The following is a 25,651-nucleotide window of genomic DNA, read 5'->3' on the forward strand; positions in this document are numbered from 1 at the left end:
GGTCAACGCCTCCGGAGCCTGTCCCGAAGCGCGAAGATCTCCCGGGCCAGGCGCTCAAGGTAGGCGGTGCGGGGCTGGGAATAAAAACGGGGAGTCAGGAGATCGTCGTCCGGATCAAGCACGCCCTGGCGCACGGCCAGTTCCCGGATGGCGGTATGCGGCTCGATGCGAAGACCCGAAAAATGCGGATGCAGGCGCGGCCCCATGCGCAGCCTGGCCAGGGCGCAAAAGGCCAGCATGCGCGCAAAGGCCCCGGGTGTCTGGCCAGGCGGATTGCAAAAGAAATTGCAGCTGACCTCAACCCCGGGCGTATCGCGCAACAGCGCCATGGCCCGGCGGATATCGGCCAGGGTCTGGCTCTTGCCCAGCCGTCGCAAGGCCTCGGCGGAAAAGCCGTCCGGCGAAAGCAGCACATGGTCGCATCCGGCCGCCACCGCCAGATCGAGGAACCCCCTGTCCAGCCACTTCTCGCTAAACCATGCGGACCAGGACAGGCGCGCCCCGCTCCGGATGATCTCGCGACACACGGCCTCGGCGTGGGGCCGTGGCATGTTGAAGACGGAATCCACGAAGGTGAAGCGCCGCGCCCCGAGCGCCGCCAGGCGGGCCACCTCCTGCCCCACCTGGGCGGGGGACTTCAGGCGCAGCTCCCGGCCGTTGAGAAACCCGTAGGGGCAATAGACGCAGGTGAGCGGACAGCCGCGCTTGGTCTCGACGCCAAGCGGTTCGGCCATGCTATCCCGGCCGTAGTCCCCGACCGCAAAGGCGGAGGCGTCCGGCGAGACCAGATGGCGCGGGGGTTTGGCGGGGCCGCTGAAACGCACCTCCCCGTCCCGGCGGTAATAGACCGACGGGACCGACCCCGGATCGCCGAGCCGGGCCAAAAGATCCGGCAGGGCATGTTCCCCTTCGCCCAGGACGCCGAAATCGAACTCCGGCACGTCGCGCATGACCGCTGCGGCAAAAAGCGAAAAGCCCGCGCCGCCCACGAGAAGCGGCCCGGACATGCCCTGCCGGAGTTGGCGCGCCAGACGCTTGAAGTCCTCGTAGTAGCTGGTCTTGGTGAAGGGGGAATCGAGGTTTCGCAGCGACACCCCCGCTGCCTCCGGGCGAAAGCCTTCCAGCACGCGCGAAAGCTCCCCCCAGGGATCGGAGCAGATATTGAGGTCCAGAGTGCGCACCTGGTGCTCCTGGAGGCAGGCCGCCAGGCAGGCCAGTCCCAGCGGATAGACCAGGATGTCCCGATCCGAGACGTAGGCCTGGACGAGCAACACCCTCATGGCCGGAAAAACCTCCGCTTAAGACGCCGCAGCGCCGTGAAAATCCCGGCCCAGGCAGGCTTGAACGCATCGCCGCCAAACGCCGCCGCCACCGGCCGCCAGGCCAGAAATCGCAACAGGGGCGAGGGAAAACGGCCCCCCCGGGCCATGGTCAGAAGCAGGTTGTGGTAGCCGGGCGCCCGCTCTTCGTAGCTCTTGCGGTAGATTTCCGGCGGCTCGCCATGCATGAACCCAGCCTCCCTGGCCTGGAGTTCCAGGCCCGTGCCCGGGAAAAACGTCAGGGAAAAAAGCTGGAGGCGGAAGGGCTTGGGCATCCGCGCCACCAGGGCCACGGTCTGGCGCTTGTCCTCGGCGGTCTCGAAGGGCGCGTCCAGGATGATGTCGTACAGGGGCGGCATCATCCGCCGCCTGTGGGCATGGATGCAGTTCATGGCCGATAAAATGCGCTCGTTGGTCATGGACGCCCGGTTGTAGAGCTTCTGGATGCGCGGGCTGCCGGTCTGCACCCCCATTTGCAGGGAAAAAAGGCCCGCATCCATGAGGATGTCCATCTTCTCGGCGGCCAACGTCAGCGGGCTGGTCAGGCAGGAAAAGGGCAGGCCGATGCGCTCACGGTACTGACCGAAGAACTCCCGCATGGCCTTCCCCGGCATGCTGGTCAGGGCGTCGTCCGAAAACCAGACGAACTCGATAAACGGCATGGCCCGCCTGGCCGCCTCAAGTTCCTGCATGACATGGTCGGCCGTGCGCCAGCGCACGGGGGGGGAGTCCGGGTACATGGTTCGCAAGGCGTCGTTGGCGCAGTAGGAGCAGCGATGCGGGCAGCCCCGGCCGGTCAGGGTCTGGTAACCGATGCGGCCGTAGAGGGAGGACAGCGAGGCCCCGGCCATGAACTGGCGCTGGCGGGCAAGGTTCAGGGGCTCGATGCGGCTGCCGTCAAGCACGAAATGGCCCTCAAGGGCATAGTCCGGGGCAGGCAGGCGATCCAGCTCCCGCACCAGGGGACGCGGCGGCACGCCCGGCCCGCTCCCGGCCCGCCTGTCCCATATGCCGGGGATGGCCCGGGTATCCCCGCCCCAGACAAGGGCCCGGGCCAGATCCACGAGGGCCTGTTCGCCCTCGCCCACGCAGACGAAGTCCGCATATTCCAGGCATTCCTGCGGCCGCAGCGTGGGATGCACCCCGCCCCAGACCACCGGAATCCGGCCCGCTTGGCGCAGATGCCGGGTGATCTGCACGGCGTTGTCGAAAGAGTTGGTCATAAGGCTGATGCCGATGAGACCGGCGTCCACGCACAGTGCGGCGAGCTGCTCCAGGACCGCCTGGGGATATCGATCCGGCCCCGCAGCGCCGTCCTCGGAGGCCCTGTCGGGCAGAAAGACCATCCGGGCCTCAATCCCTGCCCGGCGCAGACAGGCCGACAGCGTACGCAGCCCGAAGGCCGTGAGGTCGGGATAGGGAGAGACAAGGACGACGATCATTCCCCCATCCTCCCGCGCGACCCCGGTTCCCCTCCAAGACGGGCGGCCAGCCAGGCCCCGACGCGACGCCAGTCGCCCTGCAGCATGGCCCGTACGCCCTTGCAGGCCAGACGGAACGCCTCCCCGGCCACGTACCCCAGCCGGTAAAACCAGACCGGTTTGGCGCGCCCGAACCAGGCCGCCAGCCCCGGCCGCAGGAGAAGCCGCATGACCGGCTCGGGGAGGTTTTGAAAGGTCAAGAGGTAGAGCAGAAACCCAGGATAGGTGCGATGCGGCGGGACATGGAACGGCCGACGGTAGACCTGGGCCGTCTCGTCCTGAAGCAGCCCCTCGGCCACGGCCCGGGCGTGCAATGCCGTACCCGGAAAAAAAACCAGGCTGGAGATGGCCAGGCCGTAAGGCTTGGGCAGGTTGGCCAGAAGCCGCACCGTGTCCATCAGATCGTCATGCGTCTCCCAGGGCGAGTCGATGATCACATGATAGACCGGCGGCAGAAGCCGCGCCCGGCGCGATGCGATCATGCGGCCGCAGGACTCGATGCGCGCCACGCTTTCCTTGCGCCGGAATATGCGGCGTATCCTTTCGCTGCCGGTCTGCACGCCCATTTCCACAAAGCACAGCCCGGCATCCAGAAGCAAATCGAGCTTGCCTGCGTCCAGGGTGGCCGGGCTGGCTTGACAATAGAACGGCAGCCCCACCCGGCGGGCGTACAGGACGGCGAATTCCTCGAACCAGGACAGGGGCTTGGCGAAAAAGGTGTCGTCGAAAAACTGCACCGCCGCAACCGATGGGAAGCGGCCAAGCGCGGCCACAAGCTCGGCAATGACATGCTCCGGACTGCGGTGGCGGAAAAAGGGGACGGGGTCGGCCGCATGCAGGGCCTTGACCGTGGGCACATTGCAGTAGGCACAGTTGTGGGGGCAACCCCGGTCGGCCATGGTGCGGTAAACGCGGCGCAGCGTCCCCTTCGGGCCGGGGACCAGGGGCAAAAGGCGCTCCATCAGGGGCGCATCTAGGACGCGGGCGGCCTTTCCCGGGGCGATGAGATAGTGCTGCTCACAGGAAAAATCAAACGGCGGCAGGCTGTCCAGATCGGCGGTCAGGGGGGCTGGGGCGAAATCCGGCGACGGCGCGGACGCCGTGCCGCTTCGACAATGGATTCCGGGCGGCAGGACCGCGCCCTCACCGGCAGGAAGGGGTAGCCACGCCAGGGCGGCCAGGGCTTTTTCGCCTTCACCCACGCAGACGAAATCGGCGTGCAAAAGGGCCTCGGCAGGACGCAGCGTGGCATGCACCCCGCCCCACACGACGGGGATGCCGAGTTGCCGAACGGTCTGGCTCAACTGCGCGGCGCGGTCGAAAAAAGGGGTCATGGCCGAGACGCCGACAAACGTCGAGCCCTCGCACAGCTCCCGCACGGCGGCCAGCTCCCGCGCCGGGTAGGCATAGGCGAATCCGCCGTCCGGGCGCAGCCGCCCAATGGCCCCGGGCAGAAAAACGATGCGTGCGGACACGCCTGCCGCGCGCAGGGAGGCCGAGAGGCTGCGTACGCCGAAGGCGCTGAGATCAGGGGGCGTCGGGGCCAGGAGGGTGATACGGTTCATGCGCGGCAGGTCGCCCCTTTGCCTGCGGGTGGATATGCACTACTCTCGCGCGTGGCTGACGGGGCGGCCCGTCGGCCGCACCCGGATTGGTCCGAAAACGTCCAGAACATGCGATGGTTACCGCAATCGGATACTCCCGGCAAGGCGAAAGCCGGTGAGCCGGGCCAGGCGATTCGAGGGCGAAACGCCTGCGTCGTTTGGGACAACCCTTTTGCCCGAACGCATGGCGCGAAAAAGAACTGCCGGAGTTCCCAAGGACGCGACACCGGCCGTGCAAAGGAAAGGGCGTGCGCCTCATCAAGGATCTGCTTTTCTGGCTCCTGTGGAACCCTGCCCGATGGACGCTCCTGCGCCTGCCCCTGCCCGTGGTCCTTACCGGCGGCCGCGTCCTGGGCAGCGTCCTGGCCCTTGCGCCCACGGGGGCCCGGGCGGCCATGGAACGCGCGGCCAAGGCCGTGCTCGGCCCGGACGCGCCTTGCCAGGAGATCCGGACTGCGGCCAGGCGCGGCATCTTCAACCTGGTCATGAACGAGACCGAGGCGCTTTTATTCCCCCGCATGACGCCGCAAAGCCTCCCGCGCTTCATCGGGATCGAGGGGCTGGAGCGCCTGGACGAGGCCGTAGCGCAGGGCCGGGGGGTGGTCCTGCTCGTTGCGCATTTCGGGGCCAACCAGATGGTCATGGCCGCCATCGGCCACTCAGGCCGCCGCATCTGCCAGATCAGCGCCCCGGCCATGGTGCTGGATGAAAAGATGCCGGGCCGCCGGTCACACCTGTTCCGCGCGGCGCTGGCGACCCGCTGGACGCATGAACAATCCCTCCCGGTCACGCACATAAACGTCTTCGGCCCGCTGACCAACGCCCTGCACTGCCTGCGAACGGGGGGCATCCTGGCCGTGGCCGTGGACGGCGGGCATGGGGCGAATCCCACTCCGGCGCCGTTTCTGGGTCGCACGGCCCGCTTCAACACCGGGGCGTTGGAACTGGCCGTGCACACCGGAAGCCCCGTGCTGCCGGTATTCGTGATCCGGGGGCGGAACGGGCGCAACACCTTGGTCATCGGGCCGCCGCTGATCTGCGACGGGCCGGAGGATATGCCCCGCAAGGCCGCGGCCGAGGCTGCCCTGGGCGCCTACGTGCCGGTCCTGGAGCGGTATGTGCGGCAGCATCCGGACCACTATCTGCGGTTTTTGGCCTTCCGGGAGCTGATGGCCGCAGCCGGCGAGGAACCATTTTTCGCCCCGGAGCCTGCCCGATCTACGCCATGTTGAGCATGGCCATAAAATCGTCCAGCGTGCGCAGCGTCAAGGCCTGTTCCTCGCTCACATGCACGCCGAACCTTTCCTCAACGGCCAGAATAAAAAGGGGATGGGCGATGGAGTCCACGCCCTGGCGCGTCAGCGGCACTGCCGGATCAAGCCGGTCGGCGGTCTGCGGGCTGAGGCCCGTGCGGACGATCAGCCGCTTCAGGTCATCAAGGGTTGCAGTCATGACGAGGCGCATCATTTCGTGCGCCATGCCCCAGGCCGGTCGTCACAGGCGCTGGGCATGGCGCACGATATGGGGATCCCGCGCAAGCGGACCTACTGATCTGAGTCCACCTTGTCGTCCGACTCGTTGGGCCGCAGCAGCGGATAGTAATAAACGGACTTGGACATTTTCGTCTTCATATTGAACTTCAGCTTGTACTTCTGTTGCTTTTCGGGAAGGTTCCAGCTCATTACGTACCAGTCGCCGTCTTCGTAGACTTTGGGGTCGACCCCAAGTTTCTTGCTGATATTTTTGGCGATGAGATCCTTGTCAGCATGGGCGTCATCATTGTTTGGGATGGTGATGAACCTGGCATACAGTTTGTTGTCTATAAATCCGTATGCTATGGCGACATTGAGTTTAGTCTGCTGTTCAAGGAAGCACGGCCCAACATAGTTATAATAGGCTATGCCATCTTTCTCTTTATATTTGATGAAATGATTTTCTTGGTTGAACTCGCTCAAGTCCTTGCCGAATGGCAGATTGACGCAATCGAATTTCTCAGCACTGGCGATCCCGACCCAACACAGAAGCAAGGCCGTACACAACATGAACTTCTTCATGATCTTTCTCCAATGTTACATGGACGCGCTTTCCGGATCTCCCCTGACCCATTCCTGGATATATTATGTAACAGAAGGCGCTTTCGCAGTCAACGCAGCCCCCTGATGCGTCACATAAATACGGATCATATGCTATTAGATAATGATTATCATAATCATAAAATGTTCATTCTTTTCTTCCCAAGCAGCTCCGAAATGCGGCGTCTGAAGCCGCAACGTCACAGCAGCCGAAAGCGGTTCCTCCCCCGCGCATGGCAAAGGCGTTGTGGCGCCATGTCCATTTTGTTACCACGGCGAGGATGTCAAAGCCTACGAACCAGACGTATCAAGCGGCCCCGATCTTTTGTCCTGACCGGGAGGCCGATGCGCTGCGCATTCTGCGCCTTCTGGACGCGGACCCGGCGGCCACGGTCCTGTATTTTGGGGACGCCGTCGTGCGCCGGGACGAACTGGCCGCCCTGATCCGGAGCTTCGCCGCCCGTCTGGCGGAATGCGGCGTCCACCCGGGTGACCGCGTCGCCCTGCGCCTGCCCGACTCCCCGGCCTTCCTGCAAGCCTTTCTGGGGGCAGGTCTGGCCGGGGCCGTGCCCGTGCCCATCGCGCCGCAACTCCCCCTGGCGGAGCAGGCCGTGATCCTCGCCGACTGCGGCGCGCGCCTGCTGGTGGCGGCAACCGGAGAAGGGGCCGACGGACTGCCCGTCCCGGACGTTCTGCCCTGTCCCCTGGCCGGGCTGACGGGCCATGCGCCCCGGCGGAATGCGCCACGCCTCCCGGTCAATGCCGACCCGGCCCGACCAGCGTTTCTGCTCTACACCTCCGGCTCCACCGGCCGCCCCAAGGGCGTCATCCGCAGCCACGGCGACCTCTTCGTCGCCGCCGCCGCGTTCGGGGACCATCTGCTCGGCGCGGGCGACGGCCTGGCGCCTGCCGCCCATACCGTGCTGTGCGCCAGCAAACTGTCTTTTTCCTACGGATTGCAGGTGCAGATGGCCTGCGCCCTGGCCCGCGGGGCAGTCCTGGTCCTCAACCCCGGGCCGCCGGAACCGTCGCGCCTGCTGAAGCTTATCGGCCGCCATTCGGTCACGGCCTTTTTCGCCGTCCCGGCCATCTATGCCCAGCTTTTGCGCGAAACGGACGATTACGCCCCCCTGGCCTCGCTCACGATCTGCCACGCCTCGGGCGAGGCGCTCCCGGAGGCCGTTTTCAAGGCCTGGAAACGGCACACCGGCCTCTCCATCTGCGAGGGACTGGGGGCCACCGAAACCTTCACCACCTTTTTGACCACCCTCCCCGGCCATGCCGTGCCGGGCAGCCTGGGCCGAGCCGTGCCCGGATTCTCCGTGGCCCTGGTGGACGCCTCCGGCGCACCCGTCGCGCCCGGCAGGCCAGGACGGCTGAAGGTTTACGGCCCGGGCCTGACACCGGGCTACTGGAACCGGCCAGAAGAGACCGCCCGGGCCATCAGCCCGGACGGCTGGCTGGATACCGGCGACCTGTGCGTCGAGGACGAGCACGGACTGCGCCACACGGGGCGGCTTGGCGACAGCATCAAGTCCGGCGGTGAATGGATCTCGCCCCTGCCCGTCGAGGACTGCCTGCGCACCCATCCGGAGGTTCTGGATTGCGCCGTGACCGCCTGTCGGGTCATGGGGCTGGAATATCCCATGGCGCATGTGGTGATGCGCCGCACGGACGTCGCCGAAGACGACCTGGCCCAGACCCTCAGGGAGTATGTCCTGGCCCGGCTACCCCGGCATATGTGCCCGGTGCGCGTGCTCTTTTGCGACTCCCTGCCGCGCACGGTCACGGGGAAGATCAAACGGCAGGCGCTTCGCGAGACGTCTCCGCCGGTGTCGGAAAAGCCATCCTGAAGCCGCATCCCGGCACAACGCAAAAGGCTTTCCCTTCACCTGCCGCTCTGCTAACCACTACAGCCGTTTGAGAGCCATACTCGCCGTACGACAAGGAACGCTCATGCACCTTACCGCCCAGGGCATCGGCATGGATTATCGCCGAACCGGCACGGCCGTCACGGTGCTGGACAACATCTCCTTAACTCTGGCCAACGGGGAGTTCGTCTCCCTGCTCGGCCCCTCGGGAGTGGGCAAGACCACCCTTTTGCGGTGTCTGGCGGGTTTGACCCAGCCGACGCGGGGGTGCGTTCTCCTTGGCGACCGTCCCCTGCACGGCCCGGCGCCCGGCATGGCCATGGTCTTTCAGGACTACGCCGCAACGCTCTTTCCCTGGCGCACGGTGCTCGGCAACGTGCTTTTCGGTCTGGAAGCCTCGGGTCTGTCCGTCAGCGAGGGCCGGGGCCTGGCGCTGGCCGCCCTGGCGGACGTGGGACTGGCGGATGTCGCGGCGCATCATCCCTGGGAACTGTCCGGCGGCATGCAGCAGCGCGTGGCCATGGCCCGGGCCATGGCCAGCGGCGCGCGGCTTTTACTCATGGACGAACCCTTCGCCTCCGTTGACGCCCTGACCCGGGTCGGACTGGAAGACCTCCTGCTTCGGCTGTGGCGCGAGCGAGCGTGCAGCGTGCTCTTTGTGACCCACGACGTTGACGAGGCCATCTACCTGTCCGACCGCGTCCTGGTCCTGGGCGGACTCCCGGCGCGCATCAGCGGGGCCGTGTCCGTCGACCTGCCGCGCCCCCGCAAACAACTTTCGACCCGCAGCGACCCCGCCTTCGCTGACCTGCGCGGCGAACTCTTCGCCCTGCTTGGCGGCGAGGCGGCCGAATGATGCGACTTGCCGGGCGTCTTTTGCCCCTTTTCCTGCTTGCGGCCTGGGAGGCGCTGTGCCGTACGGGCGTCATCGACTCCCGTTTCGTGCCTGCCCCAAGCGCCATCCTGGCCTGTCTGGCGGCGCCGGGCACAGCCGGGGACATGCTGGGGCAGATGGGTCTGACCCTGCGCCGGACCCTCCTCGGCTTTGCGCTGGGCGGTGCGGCGGGGCTGTGTCTCGGCCTGGCTTGCGGGGCCTTGCGGCGGCTTGACGAGACGCTTTCCCCGCTGATCGAACTCCTGCGCCCGGTGCCGTCCGTGGCCGTGATCCCGGTGGCCATCCTTTTTTTGGGGCTTGGCGACGCCCTCAACGTGGCCGTGACCGCATTCGCCTGCTCCTGGCCGGTCTTCGTGGCCGGACGCGATGCGGTGCGCGCCGTGGAGCCCCTGCGTCTCGACACGGCCAGGCTCTGCGGCCTGACCCGGGGCCGCCGGTTCCTGGCGGTGATCCTGCCCGCCAGCCTGCCCGGCGCCGTCACGGGCCTGCGCACGGCCCTTGGCATCGCCGTGGCCGTGGCCGTGGGCAGCGAGATGGCGGCCTCGTCCGACGGCCTGGGGCATCTGGCCATGGCCGCCTCGTTCTCCCGTCAGCAGGCCTTGGCCTTTGCGGCGGTTCTGGCCATGGGGCTTGTGGGCGGGGCCTGCGCCTTTGGTTTTTCGTCGCTTCTGCGACTGGCCGGGAGGTTTTGGCCCGGGCTTTTCAGGGTGCAAACCCGCCTGGGTGAGAAACCGTGATCCGCCTTCGTCCTCTTTTCGGGCTTGCCTTCGCGGCCATACTCTGGGAGGCGGTTTCGCTTGCCGCCGCAACGCCTTCCCTGCCAGGGCCGGGCGCGGTGGCGGCGGCCTTTCCGGGGCTTGTCCTTGGCGGCACGCTGCCGCGCGCCCTGTGGCTGACCCTCGGGCACACAGCCCTGGGTCTTGGCACGGCCATGGCGCTTGGTCTGCCGCTCGGGCTTCTTATGGGACGATCCCGGGCAGCCCGGGCGTTTTTGACCCCGACCATGGAGCTTTTGCGCCCGCTGCCGCCGTCAGCCCTCATCCCGCCCGCCATGCTCCTTGCGGGATTCGGCCCGGGACTGTACGCGGCCGTGGTCGGCTTTGCGGCCTGCTTCCCGCTCCTTTTGGCCGCCATGGACGCGGGCCGCGCGGTGCCGACGCCTCTTGTGGACACGGCCCGCTCCCTGGGTGCGGGCAGACTGCGCACCATCACCCGTGTTGTCGTGCCGGCCTGTCTGCCGGGGGTTTCCACGGGGTTGCGCATGGCCCTGCCCGTGGCGCTCATCGTGACCGTTTTGGCCGAGATGGTCGGCGGCGATGGCGCGGGCAGGCTTCTTTTACGTCTGCAACGCACTTGGCGCATCCCCGAGATGTACGCCTGCGTCATGGGCCTTGGGCTGACCGGATGGGCCCTGGCCGCCGCCCTGGCCTCCCTTGAAAGCCGCATGATCTTCTGGTCGCCGACCCACCGCCGCCCCAGCCATCATCCATAAAGGAGTCTCCCATGTCCCTGCCTCGCCGCACCTTGTCCGTCCTGCTCGCCATGCTTTTTCTGTGCGCCCTGCCCTCCGCCCCCGGCGCAACGCAGCCGCTGCGCATCGGCTACATCCCCATTGCCGATTGCCTGCAACTCTATGTGGCCATGGAACAGGGGTTTTTCACTGCGGAAGGCCTTGAGGTCCAGGCCCGGCCCATGCAGGGCGGTCCTGTGCTGAGCCTGGCCGTGGAGGCCGGGGAGCTCGATCTGGGCTGGTCCAACATGGTCTCCCTGTTCCAGGCCCATGCCCGGGGGTTTTCCTTCGTGCTGGTGGCCCCGGGAGCGCTGGAGGACGACGGGGAGCATCTGACGCACAGTCTGCTTGTGCCTGGCGGCTCCCCCTTGCAGGCCATCGGTGATCTGGCGGGCCGGACCGTGGCCGTGAATGCCCTGGGCAACGTCAACGACCTGTCTTTGACCGTGCTTCTCGCCGCCGCCGGGCAGGACCCGCAGTCCGTGCGCATGGTGGAGGTTCCCTTCCCGGACATGGAGGCGGCGCTGGCCTCCGGGTCGGTGGATGCGGCGCTTGTGGCCGAACCCTTCCTCTCGTCCGCTGTGTCGCACGGGGCGCGGTGTCTTGTGGCGGCCCCCCACGCGGTCTTCGGCCGGGAGTTCATGATCGCCGGATGGTTCGCCACCTCGGGCTGGACGGCCGCCAATCCCGGGCAGGCGGCGGCCTTTTGTCGGGCCGTGGACAAGGCCTCGGCCTACATCACCGGCCATTCGCAGGACATACCCGGCGTCCTGGCCCGCCATACGCGCCTGACGCCGGATATGGCGGCGCACATCGCCCTGCCCGCCTTCTCCGCCGGGCTTGACCAGGCCGCCATGCAGCGGACCATCGACCTGACCGCCACCCATGGCTTCATCCCCAGGGCGTTTCCGACCCGGGACATCCTGGCCCCAGGATTCGAATGGCCGCAGAGGTGAGGCCGGTCCCCGAAGCAGACAATTTTCTTGGACGGACGCCGGGCGAGGCGGGGTAGGGTCACCAGGATGGCTGTGTTGGAAAGGGAAACGCCACGCGCCCTTCCTGAAAAAACTGGCGCGTCGGCCAGAGGGCGCGGCGCTACCCCAACTCCGGCGTGATGTTCCAGATATCCCGGCAATAATCCCGGATGGACCTGTCCGAGGAGAATTTTCCAAGCCGGGCCACGTTCAGGATCGACATCCGGGTGAAGCGGGCCGTGTCCCGGCAGGCCTCCATGACCAGCGCCTGGCAGTGCATGTAGGAGGCGAAATCGGCCAGCACCATGTATTCGTCCTGATACAGGAGATTGTCCACGATGGGCCGGAAGATCTCCCGGTCCCCCGCAGAGAAAGCCCCCGAGGCGATCATGTCCAGGGCCTGGCCGAGCACGGGGTCGGTGGCGGCATAGGCCCGGGGATCGTAGCCGTTGCGTTTGACCTCGACCACCTCCGGGGCGGTTAGCCCGAACAGGAAGAAGTTCTCCTCGCCCACGCACTGGCGCATCTCCACATTGGCCCCGTCGAGCGTGCCCATGGTCACGGCCCCGTTGATGCCGAACTTCATGTTGCCGGTCCCTGAGGCCTCTTTCCCGGCCAGGGAGATCTGCTGCGAAATGTCGGCCGCCGGATAGACCACCTGTCCCACTCGCACGTTGAAATTGGGGATGTAGGCCACGGTGAGCCGCCCCCCCACGTCCGGGTCGCCGTTTATCACCTGGGCCACGTTGTGGATGAGCTTGATGACCCGCTTGGCCATGAAATAGCCCGGCGCGGCCTTGCCCCCAAACAGCACCGCCAGGGGGGAGAACTCCGCCCCGGGATCGCGCTTTATGGCGCTATACAGGGCGATCACCCGCAGGATATTCAGGTGCTGGCGCTTGTATTCATGGACGCGTTTGACCTGGACGTCGAAGACGGCGTCAGGGTTCAGCGCCACGCCCAGGTGCTTTTCGGCCAGGGCCGAAAGGGCCGCCTTGTTTTCCCGCTTGATCCCCCGCCACTGGGCCTGGAACCCGGGGTCGTCGGCAAAGGCCTCAAGCTTGCCTATCTCCTCCTCGAACCGGTTGATCCAGGCCGGGCCTATGCGCGAGGTGATGCACGCGGCCAGCCTCGGATTGCACAGGGCCAGAAAGCGCCTGGGGGTCACGCCGTTGGTCACGTTGCAAAACTTCTGCGGCGTCAGGGCGGCAAAATCCTGCATGACGTGCGTTTTGAGCAACTCCGTGTGCAGCGCGGCCACGCCGTTGACGGCATGGCTGCCCACCACCGCCAGATGGGCCATGCGCACGCTGCGCGGCGAGGCCTCGTCGATAAGCGACAGCCGGGCCGCCAGGCCCTCGTCGCCGGGATACGCGGCGCGCACCTCCTCCAGAAACCGGCGGTTGATCTCGTAAATGATCTCCAGGTGCCGGGGCAGGAGGCCGCCGAAAAGCTCCACGGGCCATTTCTCCAGGGCCTCGGGCAAAAGCGTGTGGTTGGTGTAGGAGAAGCACTTCGTGGTGACGGCCCAGGCCCTCTCCCACTCCATGCCGTGCCCGTCCACCAAAAGACGCATGAGTTCGGCCACGGCCACGGCCGGATGGGTGTCGTTGAGCTGGATGGCGAAGGTCGTATGGAAGGTGTCCAGGGGCTTGCCCAGCATCTGCTGCACCCGCAGCATGTCCCTCAGCGATGCGGACACGAAAAAGTACTGCTGTCCAAGGCGCAGCACCTTGCCCTGGTAGGGTTCGTCGTTGGGATATAAAACCTTGGAGATGGTCTCGGAGAGGATCTTCTCCTCCACGGCCTTGCCGTAATCGCCGGAGCTGAACGAACCGAAGTCGAACGCATCCACCGCCTCGGCGCTCCACAGCCGAAGCACGTTGCAAAACGTCCCGCCGTAGCCGATGACGGGAATGTCGTGGGGCACGGCCAAAATCCGTTTTTCCGGGTTCCAGCGCACCCGAAGCCGCCCCCCGGCGTCGAGGAAGGTCTCGGTGCTCCCTCCCAGTCCCACCTCAACGGCGAATTCGTGCTGCACGATCTCCCAGGGAAAGCCCTGGCGCAGCCACTTGTCCGCCATCTCCACCTGCCAGCCGTCCCGAATGGTCTGGGTGAACATGCCGAACTCGTAATGGATGCCGTAGCCGATGGCCGGGACGCCCAGGGTGGCCATGGAATCCATGTAGCAGGCCGCCAGCCGCCCCAGGCCGCCGTTGCCCAGGCCCGGCTCGTGCTCGCCGTCCACGATGGCGTCCAGATCCTGCCCCAACGTGGCCAGGGCCTCGCGCAGGGGCTCGGCGATGCCCAGGGCCAGGACGTTGGACCCAAGCTGCGGGCCGATGAGGAACTCGGCCGACAGATAGGCCACGGCCCGCAGATCGAGCGCTTTCGTGATCCTCTCAATGCCCTCGTTCCAGGCCTTGAGCATGCGGTCGCGCACGCAGTAGGCCACGGCGTCGTACCAGTCTTGGGCGCTGGCCGTGACCGGGGTGTTCCCGCTGACGTAGTACAGGTTGTCGAGCACGGCCTGGCGCAGTCCGGGCGCCGTACAATCCGTCCGGACATTGTGGCAGGACTTGTTTCCGGGGCCTTTGGGCATGGGGTTCTCCTCCTACCAAGGCGACAGCGTAAAGGGGCTGGAGTCCTTGACCGCCTCCCCCGGACGCCGGTTGGCGATCTGTACGAACTGCCCGGCCCATTCGTCGATGATGACGTGGGCCTCGCCGTACCAGGTCAGGGCGTTGAGGTTGATGGGCGCAAACTTGCCCTGCTCGCGGTCAGCGGCCATGGCCAACACCTGCTTGTCGGCGCTGGCGAGGATCTTGGCCTCGAAGGCCACCGTACACTTGGCGTCCGACTCCTTGGCCGCAGCCTGCACCGCCACCCCGGACCCGTAGGGCGCGACCAGGGACAGGGCCTCCATGACCACATGGCTTGGCACAAGCTCGGTCATGGCCAGTTCCAGGGTCAGGGAGTCGGGCGTCGGGGCGTCCACGATCTTGAAGCGATTTTGGGGGTCGGCCGCGAAGGCCTTCTGGAACGCCTCGCGCATGTATGCGGCCACCTGGCTGACGTCTTTTTGCATGTCCGCGCTCCGCACGGACTGCTGCCACCAGCTCGAATTCATCAGATAGGCCGTATTCACCTTGGCGATGTAGAGTTTATTATATGCCTTCCAGTCCACTCCGGATTTGACCCAGACCTTCTGGAACGGCAGATCCTCGCGGCTCGACATCTGGCTCATGGGCACAAACCCCGCCCCTTCCGACGGTTTGGCCTTCATGGATTTGCAGCCCGCCGCCAAGGCAAACACCAGCGTCAAACAAACAAGATATCCACACCGCCGCGAAATGGTCATGCCGATCTCCACCGTGTCCCTGCCTGGGACTGTTGTTGACGTTCAAAGGGACCGCATCACGGCGTCTTTTCGCCCTTGCCCCCAAGCCGGTCGCTTCTGCCCTGGATGGTCGCGTGCAACACCGGCACGATCATAAGCCCCAGGACCGTAGCCACGATCATGCCGCCCATGACCGCCGTCCTCACGGAAAAAATACGAATGTATTTTTTACACTTCCATCAACGGACGACGCATCACGGCGTCTTTTCGCCCTTGCCCCCAAGCCGGTCGCTTCTGCCCTGGATGGCCGCATACAACACCGGCACGATCATAAGCCCCAGGACCGTAGCCACGATCATGCCGCCCATGACCGCCGCCCTCACGGAAAAAATACGAATGTATTTTTTACACTTCCATCAACGGACGACGCATCACGGCGTCTTTTTGCCCTTGCCTCCAAGCCTATCGCTTATGCCCTGGATGGTCGTATACAACACCGGCACGATCACCAGCCCCAAAACCGTAGCCACGATCATGCCGCCCATGACCGCCGTCCCCATGGTGCTTCGGGCCGCGCCGCCCGCCCCGGTGGCCAGGGCCAGGGGCACGACCCCCAGGATGAAGGCGAACGAGGTCATGAGGATGGGCCGAAGCCGCAGGGTGGAGGCCTCGATGGCCGCGTCGGCCAGCCCCAGGCCCTGCTCCCGGCGCATTTTGGCGAACTCCACGATAAGGATGGCGTTTTTGGCGGCAAGGCCGATCAGCACCACCAGCCCGATCTGGGCGTAGACGTTGTTGTCGAAGCCGCGCAGCATCTGAAATCCCATGGCCCCGAGCACGGCGCAGGGGATGGACAAAATGACCGCAAAGGGAATGGACCAGGACTCGTACTGGGCCGACAGCACCAAAAAGACCAGCACCAGGGCCAGCCCGAAGACCACCGCCGACTGGGCCCCGGCCTTTTTCTCCTGGAAGGCGATGCCCGTCCATTCGTAGCCGAAGCCCTGGGGCAGCTTTCCGGCCGCGTCTTCAAGGGCCGTCATCAACTGGCCCGAACTCTGGCCCGGGGCCGTGGCCGCGCTGAACTCCACCGTGCGGTAGAGGTTGTAGCGCCGGATGTATTCCGGCCCCTTGATCTCGGACACGGACCCCAGCGTGGACAGGGGCAGCATGTCGCCATGGGCGTTTCGCACGAAAAACCGGCCGATATCCTCGGGCTTGGCCCGGAACCGCGGCTCGGCCTGGAGCATCACCCGGTAGGTGCGGCCGAACTTGTTGAAGTCGTTGACGTACAGGCCGCCCAGGTAGGTCTGCATGGACTCGAAGACCGACTCCAGGGGCACGCCCTGGGTCTTGACCTTGGCCCGGTCCACATCGAAGAACAGCTGCGGCACGCCGATGCTGAAGTCCGTAAAAAGCCCGCCCACGGCGGCATCCTGCATGGCCGTCTCCCGGAAGCCGCGCGATGCGGCGTCGAGCCCGGCCAGATCGCCGCCGCCCCGGCTCTGCAGCTCGAAGGTATAGCCGCCGGTGGTGCCCATGCCCGGGATGGTGGGGGCGTCGATGACGTTGATGCGGGCCTCGGGGATGGCCGCAAACTCCCGTTGCAGCCGGGCCATGATGGCCGACACCGAAAGATCCGGCGTGGTGCGCTCCTCCCAGGGGGTCAGGATGGGGATGATCATGGTGGTGTAGGAGGAATAGCCGCCGATGAGCACGTTAAAGCCCCCCAGAGTGAGCACGTCCGCGACCCCCGGGGTGTTCATGAGCACGGCCTCGACCTTGGCCGTGGCCGCGTCGTTGCGCCCGAGCGACGCCGCCTCGGGCAGGCCCACGTTGACGAAGAAATAGCCCATGTCCTCGTCCGGCACGAACCCCGTAGGCAGAACCTTGAGGATGCCCGCCGTGCCTGCGTACACCGCCCCAAGCACGGCCAGGGTCAGAAAGGCCAGGCGGATGGCCCGGCGCACCAGGCCGCCGTAGCCCCGGGTGACCACATCGAAGACCCGGTTGAATCCCCGGAAAAACCAGCCCAGGGGACCGCCCGTGCCCGTGCCCGCCGGACGCAGCATGAGCGCGCACAGCGCCGGGGAGAGCGTCAGGGCGTTGATGGCCGAAAGGGCCACGGAGATGGCCACGGTCAGGGCGAACTGCTGGTACAGCCGCCCCGTGGTGCCGCCCATGAACGACGCGGGCAGAAACACGGACATGAGCACGATGGAGATGGCGGCCACGGGCCCGGCCACCTCGGCCATGGCCGCCTTGGCCGCCTCCTTGGGGGAGAGCTTGTCGTGGTCGATCTTGTGCTGCACGGCCTCCACCACCACGATGGCGTCGTCCACCACGATGCCGATGGCCAAAACCAGGGCGAACAGGGTGGTGGTGTTGATGGAGAACCCGAAGACGTTGAAAAAGGCGAAGGTGCCCACCAGCGACACGGGCACGGCGATCATGGGGATGACCGTAGCCCGCCAGTTCTGCAAAAAGACGAAGACCACCACCAGCACCAGGAGGATGGCCTCGAACAGGGTGTGGATGACCTCCTCGATGGAGGCCTCCACAAACTTCGTGGTGTCGTAGGGGATGCGGTATTCCATGCCCGTGGGAAAGATCTTCGAGACCTCGGCCATGGTGGCCCGCACCTGTTTGACCAGCTCGATGGCGTTGGCCCCGGGCAACTGGTAGATGATGATGGTAGAGGTGGGCTGGCCGTTTAAGCGGGTGAAGGCCTTGTAGCTCTGGGCCCCCAGCTCCACCCGGCCCACGTCCTTGATGCGCACGATGTTGCCGCCAGACTCGGCGCGCAGGATGATGTCCGCGAATTCCGCCGGGTCGGTCAGGCGGCCCTTGACCTGGACGGTCATCTGAAAGGGCGTGTTCTCCGGGGTGGGCGGCTGGCCGAGCTGTCCGGCCGGGGCCTGGATGTTCTGCTCCCGCAGGGCGGCGGCCACATCCGAGGCCGTCAGGCCAAGGTTGGCCAGCTTGTCCGGGTCGAGCCAGACCCGCATGCCGTAGGTCAGATCCGCCACCAAAAAGACGTTGCCCACGCCGGGGATGCGGGCCAGGGCGTCCACGATGTTGATGCGGGCGTAGTTCTCCAGAAAAAGCGAATCGCGGCTGGCGTCGGGCGACAGGAGGTTGACGGTCACCACCATGTCCGGGGTCTGCTTTTTCACGGTGATGCCCGAGCGGCGCACATCGTCGGGGAGCTTGGGCTGGGCCAGCTGCACCCGGTTCTGCACGTCCACGGTGGCCAGTTCCAGGTCGCGGCTGATGTCGAAGGAGATGTTTAAGGTCATGAGCCCGTCGTTGGAGCTGACGGAGTTCATGTAGATCATGTCCTGGGCCCCGTTGACCTCCTGCTCGATGGGCGCGGCCACGGTCTCCTCCACCACGGCGGCCCCGGCCCCGGTGTAGTTGGCCTGGACCTGAACCATGGGCGGCGACATGCGGTCGGGATACTGGGCCACGGGCAGGGTGAAGATGGAGATGGCCCCGATCAGGGTGATGATGATGGACAGGACCGAGGCGAAAATGGGGCGTTCGATGAAGAAATTGACCATGGGATGGCGTCGCCTTCAGGAATAGGGGTTGCGGCCCGTGGCGCTGCGGCCGGAGGGACGGGAGGAGACCCCGACCCTGCGCTTGTGTGCAATCAAACCGGGGAGACGGCCGAAAAAAATGCCCTCCCTGCCAGCGAATTTGTTGCCAGACGAAGGCCGGTTCAGTTCCCGGCAGGCTTGGCGGCTGCGGGCTGCCCGGCGGCCTGGGCCTCGGCCTGGACCGAGACCTTGATCCCGGGACGGATCTTCTGCAAGCCCTCGACGATGACCGCATCGGTCGGAGCAAGTCCCTTCGAAACCGCCACCATATCCTCCGCCACGGGGCCCAGGGTGACGCTTTTGGCCTCGACGGCGCCGTCCGGGCCGACCACGTACAGGGTCTTGACCCCCTGGACATCCACGACCGCCGAGCGGGGCACGCACAGGGCTCCCGCCAGGGTGTCCACCAGGGCCCGCACCTTGGCGAACTGGCCGGGCTTGAGAATGCCGTCGGGGTTGGGGAAGCTGGCCCGCACGGGCAGCGTGCCGGTCTTGGCGTCCACGGCCCGGTCGGCCATCTCCGCCTGTCCGGTGTGGGAATAGACCGAATCGTCGGCCAGAATCAGGGTCAGTTTGGCCTTTTCGGCGGATTTCCCCTGCTTCTGGTCCTCCACCATGTCCTTGATCAGGCCCAGGTATTCGCGCTCGCTGATGTTGAAGTCCACGTAGATGGGGTCAGTGGAGGAGATTTCCGCCAACAGGGTGTTTTCGCCCTTGCCCACCAGGGTGCCGGGTTTGACCAGGGATTTGCCGATGCGCCCGGAGATGGGGGCCACGACCTTGGTGTAGCTCAAGTCGCGCCGGGCGGTCTCAAGCTCGGCCTTGGCCCGGTCCGCCTGGGCGGCCAGATCCTTCTGGCTGGTGACCTTGGTGTCGTATTCGTCGCGGCTGATGGCCTGCTGCTTGTAAAGGGCCTCGAACCGGGACAGGTCCGTGGCGGCCTTGGCCAGAAGGGCCTGCTGCCGGTCCAGATCGGCCTGGGCGCGTTTCAGGGACTCGTCGTACTGCCGGGACTCGATTTCGAAAAGGACATCCCCGGTCTTGACCAGGGAGCCTTCCTCGAAAAGGCGCGCCTTGAGGAACCCTTCCACCCTGGCCCGTATCTCCACGGTTTCCTTGGCGTCGGTGCGGCCCACGAATTCGCCGTAGACCGGCACGTCGCGGCTCGCCGGGAGCATGGTCCTGACCGACACGGCAGGGGGGGCCTTTTCGGGGGCGGCGGCCTTTTTCGCATCTTCATCGCCTCCACAGGCCCAGAGGGCCAAGGTGCAGGAAAAAAGGAAAATGATGTTCCGGAAAAAGAACAGGGGACGCTGCGGCATCGTTCGGGCTCCTTGTGTTTTATGTTTTCTTATCGTTTTTTTCGTTTCATGCGCAAGGCGGAAAAGCGTTGCGAAACCTTTGCAGAACCTAAGCGCCCCATTGCCTGGACAATGCCCTCGTTCCTTGCCGGTTGTAGAAAACGTCGGCCCCATGCTAGCGTGAACGCCATCTGGAGCGGGCCGGGCGCCCCCATGCGGGAAAGGAGATCGCCATGCGCTATATCGTCGCCCTCTTTCTGGTCTTTTTCACGTCCTGCCCCGTGTTCGCAGGCGCGACCCTGGACCGGGTGAATCGGCTTGGCGTGGTGCGGTGCGGCGTTGCCGACTGGCTGCCGGGGTTCGCCCTACAAGATGAAAACGGCGTCTGGTCGGGCATGGACGTGGATTTCTGCCGGGCCATGGCCGCCGCCGCGCTCGCGGACCCGGACAAGGTCTCCTTTCTCCCCCTGACCTCGCGGGCCCGGTTCACGGCGCTTTTAAGCAAGGAGGTCGATCTTCTGGCCCGGAACACCACCTGGACCATCGGCCGATCCGCAGCGTTCGGGGTCTTTTTCGTGGGGCCGATCTTTTTCACCAGCCAGGCCTTCATGGTGCGCGCTTCGGACGCAGCCGCAGGCCTCGCCGCCCTCAACGGCGCCAGGGTGGCGGTCATTCGAGGAGCCACTCACGAGAAAAACCTCGAGGACGTAGCGGAAAAAACCGGTTTGACCTTCGAGGCGGTCCCCTTCGATTCCTGGGAACAGGCCCTGACCGCCCTGGGCAGCGGCGACTGCCGCGGCGCGACCGGCGACCGGATCACGCTCATGGTCGGCAGGCTGCGCGGCCCGGGCCGCCCCGACGACTACGTCATCCTGCCTGAGTACTATTCCAAAGAACCCATCTCGCCGGTGGTCCGTTTCGACGATCCGCAATGGGCCACCCTGGCCCAGGCCGTTCGGGCCATGCTCCTGGCCGCCGAGGAATACGGCCTGACCCAGGCCGCAGCTTCCCGGCCCGAGGCGCAAAGCCTCGACGCCCGGCTGCTCCTTGGACGCGCCGACGCCTTGTCGAAACAGCTTGGCGTGGCCCCGGGGTGGGCGGCCCGGGTCGTTTCGGCCGTCGGCAACTACGGGGAGGTCTTCGAGCGAAACCTCGGCGCGGGAAGCCCCTTCGGACTCCCCCGGGGCTTCAACCGGCAGTGGAAGGACGGCGGCCTCATGTGGGCCCAGCCTTTCTGAATGCAAGTCAACTGGCGCACGCCGCCACAAGGGACGGGCCATGCCGGAGTATCACATCTACGCCATCTGCGGGGTGTTCGGGGCGGTCATCCTGTGCATCGCGTTCAACCTCATGGACATGACCCTGGCCGCGCTCATCGGGCTGTGCCTGCTGACCCTGGCCGGGACCATCGCCAACACGGACGTGTTAAACGCCGTATTAGCCTCGGAGGGGGCCCTGTCTCTGCTCTTCGGCGGCATGGTGGTGGCCCGGGTTCTGGCGCCCACAGGCATCTTCGAGCATGTGGGCACGCGGTTCCTGATCCAGACCCGGGGCAGCGGCAAACGGTTCCTGCTTCTGCTCACCGGGCTGGTGGCCGTGGTCTGCGCCATCCTGCCCAACGCCACGGCGGTGATCCTTATCGCTCCCATTCTCATCCGGGTCTGCGAGGAACTCGACGTGGATTTCGTGGGGCCCATGATCCTGACGGCCATGCTCAGCAACGCCGCCGGGCTTTTGACCCTGGTGGGCGACCCGGCCACGTTCCTGGTGGGTCAGGCCATGGGCCTCAGTTTTGTGGGCTACCTGCGCACCGTGAGCCTGGGGGGCGCGTTGGCCATTTTGGTGATCATCCCGCTCATGCCGCTCCTTTTTCCAACGGTCTGGAAAAGTCGGCGGTCCCTGCCCGCCGGTCTCGCGCCTCCCCCCATCAAGCGAAAGGGATTCTGCGCCTTCTCCCTGGCCGCCCTGGCGGTCATGGTGGTTCTTTTCCTCATCGGCGAGGCTATGCCCCACCCCGTTTTGCCGCCCTCGGCGGCCATCATCGGGGCCAGCTTGGCCCTTCTGGCCATCCATACCCTCAAAATCGAACCGGTGGAGGCGGTCCTGCGGGACATCGACTGGAAGACCCTGCTCTTTATCTTCTGCATGATGTGCTATGTGGAGATATTCACCAAGACCGGGCTCATGAGCGGGCTGTCCCGGGCCCTGTACGCCGGAATCGGGGACGACATCCTCCTGGCCGCCTTTGCCCTGCTTGGCGCGGTGGGGCTGGTGTCGGGCTATCTGGCCAACATCCCGGTGGTGGCGGCCTCGATCCTGATGGTCAAGGGCTATCTGGTGCTGCTCCAGCTCGCGCCCGAAGAGGCGCTTGGGGCGGGATTCACCGACTGGCCCCAGGCGGCCTTCCCGGTCTTCGTGGCCATGATGTTCGGCGGAACACTCGGCGGCAACGCCACGCTTATCGGCGCCTCGTCCAACCTCGTCGCCGTGGGGGTCTGCGCCGCCCATGGCCGTCCGGTGCGCTTCGGCGCGTTTTTGCGCTACGGCGTGCCGGTCACCCTGTGCCAGTTGGCCGTGGCGGCTGTCTATGTCTGGGCGTTGACGAAAATCGGTTGAGACAAGGGTGGGCGTTACGCCTGGTTCCGGGCTGGCGGGATCAGGGGGCCGGACCTGCGGGCCGTCCACCGCCTGCGGCGCGGTCCACCGCTCCCAGGCATGCGGCCTCCACCCGTCACCTACCGGAGGCCGCCCTGGAGGCAAGGGGCGGCACGCCCGGCAGACCCTCCCTGATCCGGGCCGAAAAATCGTCACCATTTCCGGCCGAGGCGGCCTTGCCGTTCACATGGCCCGCAGCCCGAAGGGCCTCGAAGGGCAGGGTGTCGTCGAGTGCCCCCATCTCGTAGGCGTAGCGAGGCGCATAGCCTGAGAGCAGGATCTTCCAATTGTAGCGGGCCTTGCCGCCGAAGGCCCGCAGATGCTGCACCACGTTGGTGGTGCAGTTCGTTGTCAGCGTGTTGTAAAACTCGGGCGTCTCGTGCAGCCGGTTTATCTCCTTCATATATTCCATGAAAAACAGGCGGGCGTTCTCCGGCGTCATGCGCGTCCTGTAGATGTACACGTCTTCCGGAGGGTTGCGGTACCCGGTGCGCAGGCGGATCAGATCCCGTTCGTCGGCGACCACATAGGTCAGTTCGTACTGCTTGAAAAAGCCCCTGATCGACGAATAGTCCTCGCCAACCTCCTTGCGCGTTTCAATGGACAGGCACAGATAGTCCCTGCCCCCGAAGCCGAAGCTCACCATGACGTGGGCGATGGCGTCGCCCATCCAGTAGACCGCGATCAGGTCCACGGAATCGAGCGTCGTGAGGTCGAACGTCCTGTCGTAGTAGCCCGGTTGGTAGTCGGTCTCGGTCGTGTAGGCGAAATTGCGGATGTTATGCACGGTGACCATGTCGCCTTGCACCTGGGCGAAGGGAAGCACGGCCACGTCGCGCTGCCAGTCGCGGACGCCGGAGGCGGGGATGGCGGCCCACCACAGGACAAAGCCCGCCAGCGCGGCCGCAAAGACGGCATAGGCCACGGCCCGCCGCCGGATGCCCGCAAAAATCAGGACCGCCGCCAGGACGATGCCCGCCGCCAGGGCCGTTCTCCCGGTCTGGCCGGGGATGTCCGACCAGTAGGCGGCCAGGCTGGCCCAGACGGTCGCCAGGACCGCCCCGGCGGCGGCCGCGATCCGCGAAAGCGCCCGCAGCGCCTTCACTGGCCCCCCGCCACGGTCTTCCCGCCGCTGCCGGAGGCCTCCCCGAGATGCTCCAACAGGATGCGCCGCACCTCTCGGATGGCCAGGGGGTGCTCCTGGGCGTTGTGGCCGGAATGCACCACCAGCTCCGACGCGGCCCCGTCCAGGTGGGAGCTCGTATAGGGCACGACGCCGTCCGTGCCGCCGGGCTTGGCCACACGGTCGTTGCCGATGATGGAATGGTAGGGAACCTGGATTTCGGTCTCCACCAGGTACTTGAGCACAGGGTTGCTCGGCGCCAGGGAATCGATCCCCGTGGGCAGGGAATCCAGGCTGTGCAGGGCCTGCGAGGCATGGGGCGAGCGTTTATTCGCCAAATGGGCGAACACGCCCGCCGTCGATTTGACGAGGGTGGCGGGCAGGGTCACCAGGGCCCGGCCGATGCGGCCGATGGTGCCCACGGCCATCCCGGCCCCACGGTGCGGCGTGGCGATGAACACCACCCGCGACACTGCGGGCTGCGGCTCGAAAAAAAACAGCCTGGACAAAAACGCCCTCTCGTCCGGCGTGATGTCCATGTCCGTAATGCCGACATCGGAGAACATGTCCCACAGGTGCGTGCCGCTGGACTGCACCATGGTCTTTGTCAAAAGCCCCCCCATGCTGTGCGACACAATGACCATCTTGTTGAACTGGGCGTCCCTGCCCTCGGGGTCGAAGGCCGTTCGCACCTGGGCGATGGAATCGCGCAGGGTCGCGGCCGAATACAGCACGGGATTGCCCGTCGGATACTTGAAAAACCAGAACTGGTAGCGGCGGCGCAGGACCGGATCGCCCATGAGGCCGTTGAGCATGTTCAACCAGGTGCGGGGGGAGGACATGAGCCCGTGCACGAAGATCACCGGAATCTTGTCCGGCTGGTAGGGCTGCAACATGTACAGGCCCTGCTGCGGGGCCGTGGCCTCGGGGTCCATAAGGCCCGTGATTCCCTGCGGCGAGGGGGCGTTGGCGATCATGTAGGCCAGGGGCGTGGTGAGGTCGATCTCCAGGGGCACGGAGACGTCGCCCAACCGGATGGAGTCGGTTTTCATGGGGTCGTACAACTCAAAATCGGCCGTGAAGGTGTTGCCGCCCTCCGGTTCCGGCTTGATGCGCAAAAACGCGGTGGCCGCGTAGGTCTGCTCGATGGTCGGAAGGAACTTGTCCTCGGGCCGGGCCGTATCCCGTTCCTGCTGCTTCCGGATCAGGGCCATGGGAACCCCGAGCCCCGGATTCACATTGTATGTCTCAAGCCCCCCCACCTCGTATTCATAGGCCAGTTTGAATCCGGCGAACTCCTCGGGGTTCCAGGACAACTCGGAGTGTCGCCGGTCGAGTTCGATCTGCCCGACCAGGAGCCTGAGCTTGCGGCCGTGTTCATACCGCAGGCCGCTTTCCCTGGCGTACAGAAGATATCTGGCCAGGGAGGTGTTGTAGAATTGGGCGGCCAGGCGCGAATACGGGTGGTACAGATTGCCTTGCGGGTTGTCTTTGAGGTTCAGGAGGTACAGGTAGGCATAGAGGGCGCAGGAAAGATGCCTGACGGCGGCGTCTTCCGGGACGGCCTTGTTCCGTTCGGCCTCCAGGCGGCAGATCTCCATGAGCGCAAAAAGCGTATCCCCGGAGGGGTCGTCGCGGTATTGCGCGTCGAGCATGGTGATGAGTCCGAGGGGGTCGCTTTTCCAATAGTCTTCCAGATCCCGCTGCTTGAGGAAGGCGATGGTGCGTTCGCTGGGCCTGCTGGAAGAAAGCGCACTGCGGTCAAACGACTCCATCCGCTTGCCGGGGTCCACCCGTTTGACCGTAATGCCTGCGCACCCTGCGGCCAGGGCGGCGACAAGCACCATGGCAAGGAAGGCCCCCATATGCCGGGACACGGCATCGCTGCGGAGGCTCCGTGCGAG

The 25,651-nt window shown here is 65.7% G+C and carries 19 protein-coding genes; 8 read left to right on the forward strand and 11 right to left on the reverse strand.

Translation table 11 applies throughout. The features are described from left to right. Window positions 1-2: 2 nt before the first annotated feature. The 3 genes from GD606_RS11650 to GD606_RS11660 are packed head-to-tail and all read right to left on the reverse strand — an operon-like array spanning window position 3 to window position 4,365. Complete coding sequence (locus tag GD606_RS11650; RefSeq protein ID WP_163300514.1) at window positions 3-1,280, reverse strand: B12-binding domain-containing radical SAM protein; 1,278 nt, start codon at window positions 1,278-1,280, stop codon at window positions 3-5. Beyond that, entirely contained in the window at window positions 1,277-2,761 is a 1,485-nt protein-coding gene (locus GD606_RS11655; RefSeq protein WP_163300515.1) for a B12-binding domain-containing radical SAM protein, read from the reverse strand. The genes GD606_RS11650 and GD606_RS11655 overlap by 4 nt, the downstream gene beginning before the upstream one ends. Further along, window positions 2,758-4,365, reverse strand: coding sequence for a B12-binding domain-containing radical SAM protein (locus GD606_RS11660; RefSeq protein ID WP_163300516.1), 1,608 nt, complete (start codon window positions 4,363-4,365; stop codon window positions 2,758-2,760). The genes GD606_RS11655 and GD606_RS11660 overlap by 4 nt, the downstream gene beginning before the upstream one ends. Before the next feature lie 287 nt (window positions 4,366-4,652). Between GD606_RS11660 and GD606_RS11665 the strand changes: the two genes are divergently transcribed. Further along, entirely contained in the window at window positions 4,653-5,636 is a 984-nt protein-coding gene (locus GD606_RS11665) for a lysophospholipid acyltransferase family protein (protein ID WP_163300517.1), read from the forward strand. On the opposite strand, the gene GD606_RS11670 is transcribed toward GD606_RS11665, so the two are convergent. Further along, window positions 5,623-5,871: a phosphopantetheine-binding protein gene (locus GD606_RS11670; protein ID WP_211922066.1), complete on the reverse strand. Its 249-nt coding sequence runs from the start codon at window positions 5,869-5,871 to the stop codon at window positions 5,623-5,625. The genes GD606_RS11665 and GD606_RS11670 overlap by 14 nt on opposite strands. A gap of 77 nt (window positions 5,872-5,948) precedes the next feature. Beyond that, entirely contained in the window at window positions 5,949-6,458 is a 510-nt protein-coding gene (locus GD606_RS11675) for a hypothetical protein (protein WP_163300518.1), read from the reverse strand. 299 nt (window positions 6,459-6,757) lie between these two features. Here GD606_RS11675 and GD606_RS11680 point away from each other — a divergent pair, with 299 nt between their 5' ends. From GD606_RS11680 to GD606_RS11700, 5 genes are all read left to right on the forward strand, one after another. Beyond that, window positions 6,758-8,329 carry a class I adenylate-forming enzyme family protein gene (locus GD606_RS11680; protein WP_163300519.1) on the forward strand — a complete coding sequence of 524 codons (1,572 nt, stop codon included), beginning with the start codon at window positions 6,758-6,760 and terminating at the stop codon, window positions 8,327-8,329. 103 nt (window positions 8,330-8,432) lie between these two features. After that, window positions 8,433-9,203, forward strand: a complete 771-nt coding sequence (locus GD606_RS11685) for an ABC transporter ATP-binding protein (protein ID WP_163300520.1) — start codon at window positions 8,433-8,435, stop codon at window positions 9,201-9,203. Beyond that, a complete protein-coding gene (locus tag GD606_RS11690; RefSeq protein WP_163300521.1) occupies window positions 9,200-9,979 on the forward strand; it encodes an ABC transporter permease in 780 nt (259 codons plus the stop codon). The genes GD606_RS11685 and GD606_RS11690 overlap by 4 nt, the downstream gene beginning before the upstream one ends. Beyond that, complete coding sequence (locus GD606_RS11695; protein WP_163300522.1) at window positions 9,976-10,734, forward strand: ABC transporter permease; 759 nt, start codon at window positions 9,976-9,978, stop codon at window positions 10,732-10,734. Before GD606_RS11690 ends, GD606_RS11695 begins: the two co-directional genes overlap by 4 nt. An 11-nt stretch (window positions 10,735-10,745) precedes the next feature. Next, the gene (locus GD606_RS11700) at window positions 10,746-11,708 is read left to right on the forward strand and encodes an ABC transporter substrate-binding protein (RefSeq protein WP_246298763.1); all 963 of its coding nucleotides are present in this window, start codon (window positions 10,746-10,748) and stop codon (window positions 11,706-11,708) included. A 139-nt stretch (window positions 11,709-11,847) separates the two neighbouring features. On the opposite strand, the gene GD606_RS11705 is transcribed toward GD606_RS11700, so the two are convergent. The 4 genes from GD606_RS11705 to GD606_RS11720 all read right to left on the reverse strand — a co-directional run bounded on the left by GD606_RS11705 (window position 11,848) and on the right by GD606_RS11720 (window position 19,990). Next, the gene (locus GD606_RS11705; protein WP_163300523.1) at window positions 11,848-14,328 is read right to left on the reverse strand and encodes a glycogen/starch/alpha-glucan phosphorylase; all 2,481 of its coding nucleotides are present in this window, start codon (window positions 14,326-14,328) and stop codon (window positions 11,848-11,850) included. Window positions 14,329-14,340: 12 nt separating this feature from the next. Continuing rightward, entirely contained in the window at window positions 14,341-15,087 is a 747-nt protein-coding gene (locus GD606_RS11710; protein ID WP_163300524.1) for a DUF3313 domain-containing protein, read from the reverse strand. 410 nt (window positions 15,088-15,497) lie between these two features. After that, on the reverse strand, window positions 15,498-18,629 hold the full coding sequence (locus GD606_RS11715; RefSeq protein WP_163300525.1) for an efflux RND transporter permease subunit: 3,132 nt from the start codon (window positions 18,627-18,629) through the stop codon (window positions 15,498-15,500). A 161-nt stretch (window positions 18,630-18,790) separates the two neighbouring features. Then, window positions 18,791-19,990: an efflux RND transporter periplasmic adaptor subunit gene (locus tag GD606_RS11720; RefSeq protein ID WP_163300526.1), complete on the reverse strand. Its 1,200-nt coding sequence runs from the start codon at window positions 19,988-19,990 to the stop codon at window positions 18,791-18,793. 212 nt (window positions 19,991-20,202) lie between these two features. On the opposite strand from GD606_RS11720, the gene GD606_RS11725 reads away from it, so the two are divergent. After that, window positions 20,203-21,207, forward strand: a complete 1,005-nt coding sequence (locus tag GD606_RS11725) for a transporter substrate-binding domain-containing protein (protein ID WP_163300527.1) — start codon at window positions 20,203-20,205, stop codon at window positions 21,205-21,207. A gap of 40 nt (window positions 21,208-21,247) precedes the next feature. Then, window positions 21,248-22,585: an ArsB/NhaD family transporter gene (locus tag GD606_RS11730; RefSeq protein ID WP_163300528.1), complete on the forward strand. Its 1,338-nt coding sequence runs from the start codon at window positions 21,248-21,250 to the stop codon at window positions 22,583-22,585. 115 nt (window positions 22,586-22,700) lie between these two features. Here the strand turns inward: GD606_RS11730 and GD606_RS11735 are convergent, their stop codons facing one another. Continuing rightward, window positions 22,701-23,729: an Lnb N-terminal periplasmic domain-containing protein gene (locus GD606_RS11735; RefSeq protein WP_163300529.1), complete on the reverse strand. Its 1,029-nt coding sequence runs from the start codon at window positions 23,727-23,729 to the stop codon at window positions 22,701-22,703. Beyond that, window positions 23,726-25,594, reverse strand: a complete 1,869-nt coding sequence (locus GD606_RS11740) for an esterase/lipase family protein (RefSeq protein ID WP_163300530.1) — start codon at window positions 25,592-25,594, stop codon at window positions 23,726-23,728. Before GD606_RS11740 ends, GD606_RS11735 begins: the two co-directional genes overlap by 4 nt. Window positions 25,595-25,651 lie beyond the last annotated feature (57 nt).

Origin of the sequence: Desulfolutivibrio sulfodismutans DSM 3696 (assembly GCF_013376455.1) — a bacterium.
Lineage (GTDB): Bacteria > Desulfobacterota > Desulfovibrionia > Desulfovibrionales > Desulfovibrionaceae > Desulfolutivibrio > Desulfolutivibrio sulfodismutans.

Bases quoted from the DNA above. Each gene is read 5' to 3' on its own strand.
- GD606_RS11715 (WP_163300525.1), bottom strand. From the start codon at position 18,629: ATGGTCAATTTCTTCATCGAACGCCCCATTTTCGCCTCGGTCCTGTCC.
- GD606_RS11650 (WP_163300514.1), bottom strand. From the start codon at position 1,280: ATGAGGGTGTTGCTCGTCCAGGCCTACGTCTCGGATCGGGACATCCTG.
- GD606_RS11675 (WP_163300518.1), bottom strand. From the start codon at position 6,458: ATGAAGAAGTTCATGTTGTGTACGGCCTTGCTTCTGTGTTGGGTCGGG.
- GD606_RS11700 (WP_246298763.1), top strand. From the start codon at position 10,746: ATGTCCCTGCCTCGCCGCACCTTGTCCGTCCTGCTCGCCATGCTTTTT.
- GD606_RS11680 (WP_163300519.1), top strand. From the start codon at position 6,758: ATGTCAAAGCCTACGAACCAGACGTATCAAGCGGCCCCGATCTTTTGT.
- GD606_RS11670 (WP_211922066.1), bottom strand. From the start codon at position 5,871: ATGATGCGCCTCGTCATGACTGCAACCCTTGATGACCTGAAGCGGCTG.
- GD606_RS11685 (WP_163300520.1), top strand. From the start codon at position 8,433: ATGCACCTTACCGCCCAGGGCATCGGCATGGATTATCGCCGAACCGGC.
- GD606_RS11725 (WP_163300527.1), top strand. From the start codon at position 20,203: ATGCGCTATATCGTCGCCCTCTTTCTGGTCTTTTTCACGTCCTGCCCC.
- GD606_RS11730 (WP_163300528.1), top strand. From the start codon at position 21,248: ATGCCGGAGTATCACATCTACGCCATCTGCGGGGTGTTCGGGGCGGTC.
- GD606_RS11655 (WP_163300515.1), bottom strand. From the start codon at position 2,761: ATGATCGTCGTCCTTGTCTCTCCCTATCCCGACCTCACGGCCTTCGGG.
- GD606_RS11710 (WP_163300524.1), bottom strand. From the start codon at position 15,087: ATGACCATTTCGCGGCGGTGTGGATATCTTGTTTGTTTGACGCTGGTG.
- GD606_RS11705 (WP_163300523.1), bottom strand. From the start codon at position 14,328: ATGCCCAAAGGCCCCGGAAACAAGTCCTGCCACAATGTCCGGACGGAT.
- GD606_RS11690 (WP_163300521.1), top strand. From the start codon at position 9,200: ATGATGCGACTTGCCGGGCGTCTTTTGCCCCTTTTCCTGCTTGCGGCC.
- GD606_RS11660 (WP_163300516.1), bottom strand. From the start codon at position 4,365: ATGAACCGTATCACCCTCCTGGCCCCGACGCCCCCTGATCTCAGCGCC.
- GD606_RS11720 (WP_163300526.1), bottom strand. From the start codon at position 19,990: ATGCCGCAGCGTCCCCTGTTCTTTTTCCGGAACATCATTTTCCTTTTT.
- GD606_RS11740 (WP_163300530.1), bottom strand. From the start codon at position 25,594: ATGGTGCTTGTCGCCGCCCTGGCCGCAGGGTGCGCAGGCATTACGGTC.